The following is a 4,975-nucleotide window of genomic DNA, read 5'->3' on the forward strand; positions in this document are numbered from 1 at the left end:
ACCATTCGCACCGGAGTTAAACAGCTCAGAAAGGCTATGGGAGTGGATGCGGGAGCATGACTTATCAAACAAAGCATTTTCAGGTTATGAAAATATTGTAGATTGTTGCTGTGAAGCTTGGAATAACCTTTGCAGCGAAGCTGGTCGACTGTTCAGTCTGTGCTCCCGTGATTGGGCAGTTATACAGTAGTTAGAAAATTCAATTGGTATTAACTGTCATGAAGCCCAGGCCTTTTGTCGCTGGAAGTCAGAAGTAACCGGCAAGCAGATCCAGCTGCCCAGCGAAGCCGAGTGGTATTGCCTGAGAGAGTCCATTGATACTGACCAGCCCTGGTGGGATAAAGCACCCGGAAATATCAATCTTGAATACTGGTCTTCATCCTGCCCGGTTGACCGCTTCAGAATAGGGGAACTGTACGACATTATTGGCAATGTCTGGCAATGGACCACGACCCCCATTGACGGTTATGAAGGATTCCGTGTTCACCCCTGCTACGATGACTTCTCAACCCCAACCTTTGATGGACGCCACAACCTCATCAAAGGGGGCTGCTGGATCTCAACGGGTAACTACGCCATTAAAGATTCACGGTATGCCTTCCGCCGTCACTTCTTCCAGCATGCCGGCTTCCGATATGTAGAGTCCAGCGCCATGACCAATACCTCCAGCAACCCTTATGAGAGTGATGCCCTTGTCGCCCAATATCTGGCGTTCCATTTTGGGGAAACCTTCTTTGACGTTCCAAACTATCCGGAAGCCTGTGCCCGTATTTGTTACGAAGTCAGTGGTAACACCCCTCGAACCCGGGCTCTGGACCTGGGCTGTTCGGTGGGCCGTACGAGCTTTGAGTTAGCCCGCTGGTTCCAACATGTGGATGGCATCGACTTCTCTGCCCGATTTATTTCTGCTGCAGCCGAACTGCAGGAGCGGGGAAAAATTCGCTACCACGTCCCTACTGAAGGTGAGCTGGGTGATTACTTTATTGCTGATACCACTGAGATAGGCCTCGATGATATCGATACCAACCGAATCCGTTTCACTCAAGGCGATGCCTGTAACCTGAAACCCATCTATAACGACTACGACCTTGTCTTTGCCGGCAACCTGATTGATCGCCTGAATAACCCGGCGCAGTTTCTCGGTATGATTCATGAACGCATCCGCCCTGGAGGCATCCTCGTGATCACGTCCCCCTATACCTGGCTGGAAGAGTACACCCCCAGGGAGAACTGGCTCGGTGGAATTCGTGAAAATGGCGAAGCCGTTGATACCCATACCGGATTGCAGAGAACGTTGAGCAAACATTTTGAGGAGGTAAGACCACCTTTTGATATACCGTTTGTGATCAGAGAAACCGCCCGAAAGTATCAGCATACGGTTGCCCAGTGCACGATATGGCAGCGTAAAGCATAGTGTTTATGTAAACTCATATGTTCACCTCTCTTGAAATCCGACCCAATAATGTCCTCCAGCGATTGAATTTGGGGTGAACATTTATTTCCAATAAAAACTCTGCGATTGTCGACTGATTTGAATGATTGACTTGTAAATGTACGTAATGTGCAACTTAAATCCCATAATGTAGCCCTTCTGATTAAGGTTTACACTCACTCCACGCAAGAACAAGTTAAGAGAAAAGTGCAGATTCAGAAACAGCAAAACATATTTTTTATGCCAAGCAATAGCCATCCTGCCCCTTGGAAAAACAAACTTTTAGAATAGGATAGAACCCCAAAGCGAAGCCAATAATCTCTAAATAGCTGATTTCTATTTTCTTCCCCCCCACCTTGATTAATCATCGATGGAACTTTTTCAGTAATTAGTTGGTCACAAGCATAGCATCATTACGCATGCATATTCATGCATACTATTGTGCTTTATTGTAAAATAGCCAATTAATTCAAGGAGTTATCAATCATGATTTCAAATACCCCTCCCCCTGTCGTCATCCCGCAACCAGAAGTAGAAACAGCTGCAACACCTTTAAGCGAGAGGACTATTCATACTGATGAAGTCAGGAACCCCGAACTTCAATCCCTTCAGGATTCTTTTAACGATCGATTAAAACAAGCAAAAAGCGAGCTATCTAAAAACCCTGAGGCAAGACAAGCATTTAGTGAAGCGCTTGTTAAAAATTTCGGCCTGTTTCAAAACAGTGAAAGCAAAGCTGAGAGTGAAGATAACTTCCTGGCACTTGCTCTGGCCCAGTGTAATCTTGCAAATAGCGAGGGTATTGCAAAGCTTCAACAAGTTTTTAACTCTCAAGATGAGTTTATCGCTATTTACAATAATCCCACTCTCGGCATGGAAAGCTCAGAAGCATCAAGCCCGCAAAAGATGGAAGTCAACCTAAAAGCTTTGGAAGGAGAGCTTGGAGCAATTTCAAGGCAAGATAATGCTACCACATCCGGATCATACAGCATGGGTGTTGAACGGCAGAGTTTTGTAGAAATGCACGTCGAAGAATGTTTCCAGGAAGACATCAGACAGCAAGTTAAAGATGCACTTATGCTAATAAAAAACCAAATGACCTCTGGTGCAGATATTGGCCCAATCCCTGAAAGCACCACCGCGCTGAAATTTGGAACAGCCGATGACCTAGCCAGCTTCTCTGCTAGTTTCAAATACCCTAATACTAACATTTTTAGCCAGGCCAGAAGCGAATTTCAGAGTAAATCCGGTGAATTAGAACAGCATTTTGCCAAAAAAGATGACCTAACTGCTGTTTTACAGAGCAAAGGCATTTCAGAAGATATAATGGAAAGTGTAACGCAGGAGCTATCTCGCCCTGTATCTGAGATGAAAACAGAAGCAATGGTACTGGCCGGAATAATTACTCACTTTAGCGAGGCTGATTTAAAATCATACCTGAAAGCAGCCCAGATTTTATCGCTAAAAACTGAAGCGCAGAGGGAAACCCCTGAGCTCTCAGATAATACTGCTATTGCAAGGGCACTGGATGATAGTGATGCAATGGTTAGAGAGCATTATAAAACTGGGTCACAAAATGCCGTTAGCAGCGCTGTCAGTGCTCTTGTTAAAAGCCTTACCCCATTACCTCAAGATATGACCACTATTGTTTAAAAGTTATCCAAACTTATGAGCCACCATTCGATGTCTAAACGGGTGGCTCCACCCTCTTTTTTCTAATCCAGTAAAAAAAAGTAGCCTCTATCTCTTGATGCTGGAGAAGCTTGTGCTCCAGAAAATTACAGAATTTAGGGATATCACGTTTAGTGGATGGGTCGGTGGCCAGCACCCGAACCACTTCTCCTGGCGCCATATCCCTGATTTTGTTGTGCAGCATCATCACCGGTTCCGGGCAGAACAGACCACAGGTGTTCAGCTCATGCTGCACTTCAATTGAATCAACACGCTCTTCAAGCAACATATCTGACATCAAACGTTAAACCAGTCTTTCAAAACCAGCTCCTCATAAAAGGTCATGTCGGGCTGCAAACCAGACATCGTTCTTACTAAAATGGCGATAAACCCAGATCAATCCAAGGCCCCGGGTGGCCATAAACACCGTGTAAGCCAGCCATAACCCCTGATTTCCCAGATCGCGAAAAAGGAACCAGACAGGCAGAAAAACCAGAACCGTGGCAATCAACATGGTGTTCTGCATCATATCGGTTCTGACCGCGCCAATAAAGACACCATCCAACCAGAAACACCAAACTGCAATCAAAGGCATGGCTACAAGCCATGGCAGGTAAACAGACGCTTGCTCTGCAACCTCTGGAATATTGGTCAACCAGCCCAACAAAGAGTTCCCGCCAAGCCCAAGAAACAGGCTGAACAGCCCTCCACAGATCAGAGAGCACCAGCCGGTCACCCTGACCACCTGATGAAACTGCCGACGGTCCCCCTTGCCAATCGACTCACCTGTCAACGCTTCTGCTGCATGGGCAAAACCATCCAGCCCATTAGAAATCAGCACCATTAAATTCAGCAGCAGCGCATTAGCTGCCAGCACCTCATCGCCCAGGCGGGCGCCCTGAGCGGTAAAAAACGTCTGTACCGATAACAAACATAATGTACGGACAAACAGGTGGCGATTCAGCATGATCAGCCGACGAAAAGCGGCAATATCAAATACCATTTCACGGCTGAACTGGCTGCCATCATGCGCCAGAACCCGCCTTACCATCAACAGTCCAAGTGCCAGCGCCAGATAGTCAGCAATCACCGTTGCCATCGCGGCACCTTGGGTTGCCCACCCCAGACCTAGAACAAAAAACAGGTCCAGCACAATATTGACAGCATTACCCAGAACCAGGATAAGCAGAGGCCCCTTCGGCTTTTGCATACCGATCAGCCAGCCAATCAGCGCATAATTAACCAATACGGCTGGCGCCGAAAATATCCGGGTCTGAAAATAGATTTCAGCCTGTCTCACTACAGCCTCACTGGCTTCAAAAAAAGGCAGTGCAAAATGTAAAATCAAAGGAGAAAAGAGAATCAGCAACAAACCTGTTACAGCAGCAAAAACCAGAGACTGTAACAGCCACTTTCTGATGGCATAACGGTCATTTCGGCCCTTTGACTGGGCAACCAGCCCGGTGGTTCCCATTCTAAGAAAACCAAAAGCCCAGAAAATCATACTGAACAGGGTCGCCGCGACGGCTACACCACCCAGGTATTCAGGCGAGGAGAGATGGCCAAGAACCGCTGCGTCCACAAGCCCCAGTAGCGGAACGGAGACATTTGAAAGAATGGCTGGCCAGGCAAAGTGCCATACACGCCGATAAGTTGCCGAAGCCGTTAGCAAGGGACCAGCTCCTTTTATGCCCAGGAAAAATCAATCATTGTAAAAGGCATTAATGGTCACAAAAATAGGTAATCGGGAATGTAATTTAAATTGTGTAAACGCTTGTCGTTAATACTCCAAAATGGAGAATAACAATGAGCGTTGAAATCAACGAAAAACTGGTAGATCAAATAGCCAGTCAGATTAAAACTCAGGATGAT

General features: G+C 46.5%; 4 protein-coding genes and 2 pseudogenes. 4 read left to right on the top strand and 2 right to left on the bottom strand.

What is annotated here, in order from left to right; all coding sequences use genetic code 11:
* The 4 genes and pseudogenes from AK963_RS35940 to AK963_RS25370 form a co-directional block, all read left to right on the top strand.
* Positions 1–190: pseudogene (locus tag AK963_RS35940) on the top strand (IS630 family transposase); the annotation flags it as partial.
* An 18-nt stretch (positions 191–208) separates the two neighbouring features.
* A pseudogene (locus AK963_RS35945) lies at positions 209–580 on the top strand (SUMF1/EgtB/PvdO family nonheme iron enzyme); the annotation flags it as partial.
* Between the two features lie 72 nt (positions 581–652).
* Complete coding sequence (locus tag AK963_RS35950; RefSeq protein ID WP_066018164.1) at positions 653–1,414, top strand: putative 4-mercaptohistidine N1-methyltransferase; 762 nt, start codon at positions 653–655, stop codon at positions 1,412–1,414.
* A 504-nt stretch (positions 1,415–1,918) separates the two neighbouring features.
* On the top strand, positions 1,919–3,085 hold the full coding sequence (locus tag AK963_RS25370) for a hypothetical protein (RefSeq protein WP_066018166.1): 1,167 nt from the start codon (positions 1,919–1,921) through the stop codon (positions 3,083–3,085).
* Between the two features lie 34 nt (positions 3,086–3,119).
* Here AK963_RS25370 and tusA read toward each other — a convergent pair whose 3' ends face one another.
* Positions 3,120–3,401 (bottom strand): sulfurtransferase TusA, encoded by a 282-nt coding sequence (gene tusA / locus AK963_RS25375; protein ID WP_066018167.1) that lies wholly within the window; start codon positions 3,399–3,401, stop codon positions 3,120–3,122.
* A gap of 33 nt (positions 3,402–3,434) precedes the next feature.
* Positions 3,435–4,775: an MATE family efflux transporter gene (locus AK963_RS25380; protein ID WP_066018168.1), complete on the bottom strand. Its 1,341-nt coding sequence runs from the start codon at positions 4,773–4,775 to the stop codon at positions 3,435–3,437.
* Positions 4,776–4,975: the final 200 nt, after the last annotated feature.

Source organism: Endozoicomonas atrinae (assembly GCF_001647025.1).
In the GTDB taxonomy this organism is placed as follows: domain Bacteria; phylum Pseudomonadota; class Gammaproteobacteria; order Pseudomonadales; family Endozoicomonadaceae; genus Endozoicomonas; species Endozoicomonas atrinae.